Origin of the sequence: Nonomuraea lactucae, from assembly GCF_003313395.1 — a bacterium.
In the GTDB taxonomy this organism is placed as follows: Bacteria; Actinomycetota; Actinomycetes; order Streptosporangiales; family Streptosporangiaceae; genus Nonomuraea; species Nonomuraea lactucae.
In genome coordinates, this window is record NZ_QNFZ01000534.1 from 1 (window position 1) to 1,624 (window position 1,624).

At 75.1% G+C, this 1,624-nt stretch carries 1 protein-coding gene; it reads left to right on the plus strand.

What is annotated here, in order from left to right:
• The coding region (locus DQW85_RS23325) for a non-ribosomal peptide synthetase (RefSeq protein WP_113702233.1) at positions 1-1,624 on the plus strand (1,624 nt) is incomplete at both ends.

The window sequence follows — 1,624 nt, forward strand, 5'->3', positions numbered from 1 at the left end:
CGGAGACGGCGAGCCACGCCGACCTGGACGGGATGGCCGGCCGCGTCGCCCGCGGCCTCCGGGCCGCCGGGGTCGCGCCGGGCGACCTCGTGGCCGTGCGTCTCGGCCCCGGCGTCCAGCTGATCGCGACGCTCCTCGGCGTGCTCAAGGCCGGTGCGGCGTTCCTGCCGATCGGCCTCGACGAGCCCTCGGGCCGCGTCCGCGCGCTCTTGGATCGCTCCAGCCCGCGGCTGCTGGTCTGCGCGGGAGACGAGCCCGGGTACGCCTGCCGGCCGGTCGCCCGGCTGATGGAAGAGCCCGACGCCGAGGAGGTGCCGCCGCCGAGGAGCGAACCGGACAGTCTCGCGTACGCGCTGCGGACGTCCGGCTCCACCGGCGAACCCAAGGTGGTCCTGGTCGAGCACGGCGGGATCGTCAACGCCGTCCGCTGGAAGTGCGGCGAGTACGGCCTGTCCGGTGGCCACCGCATGCTGCCGCTGTTCGGCTGCGCCTTCGACGGGTTCATCCTGAACGTGTTCGCCCCGCTCGCCGCGGGCGCCGCCGTCGTGCTGATGGAGGAGGGCGCCGAGCGGGATCCGCGCGCGATCGCCGAGACGATCGAACGGCACCGCGTCACCCACCTGGCCGCGGCGCCCATCGTCTACCGGGCCGTGCTCGGGCAGGCCCGCGCGGGGCGGCTCGGCTCGCTGACCAGCGTCACGCTCGCGGGCGACGTCGCCCACCCGGACACCCTCTCGCGGAGCGCCGCCCGCGTCTCCAACGAGTACGGCCCGGCCGAATGCTCGGTGGTCGCCGCGTACGCGGCCCGGATCGGACCGCGGGCCCCTACCGTCATCGGGCGGCCGATCGACAACGCCGACGTCTACGTGCTCGACCCCGACCGGCGGCTGCTGCCCCCGGGGATCACCGGCGAGGTCTACATCGGCGGAGCGGGCCTGGCCCGTGGCTACCTCGGCGATGAGGAGCTCAGCCGGCGGGAGTTCGTGGAGTGGCGGGACCGGCGGCTCTACCGGACGGGCGATCTGGCCCGGTGGCTGCCCGACGGGACACTCGAGTACCGCGGACGCGACGCCCGGCACCTGAAGATCCGCGGCGTCCGGGCGAACCTGGGCGAGGTGACCCGGTGCCTGCTCGACCACCCGCGGGTCAGCGACGCCGTCGTCACCGTGGCCGGCGAGGACGCCATCGGGGCGGCGGTCGTCCTGGAGGGCGAGGCGAGCGGGCTGGCCGGCCACCTGGCGACGCGGCTGCCGCCGCACCTGATGCCCGCCTGCCTGCTTCCGGTGCCGGAGATCCCCCTGCTCCAGAGCGGAAAGCCCGACCTGGCCGCGATCACCCTCCTTCTCGAAGGCGCCCTCGGCGTGGGAGACGCCCAGCCGCCGGCCACCTCGATCGAGCGCGACCTGGTGGGCCTCTGGCGTGACATCCTCCGGACCGACGACGTCGGCGTGAACCAGAGCTTCTTCGCCCTGGGCGGGCACTCGCTGACGGCCACGGTCCTGCTCGCCGAGATCCACGAGCGGTTCGGTGTCGAGCTCTCGCTGAACGAGGTCTTCGCCAGGAGCACCGTGCGCGAGCTGGCCGCCGCGATCGCCGGAGCGGCGGGCGGCGGCCCCACCGGCCG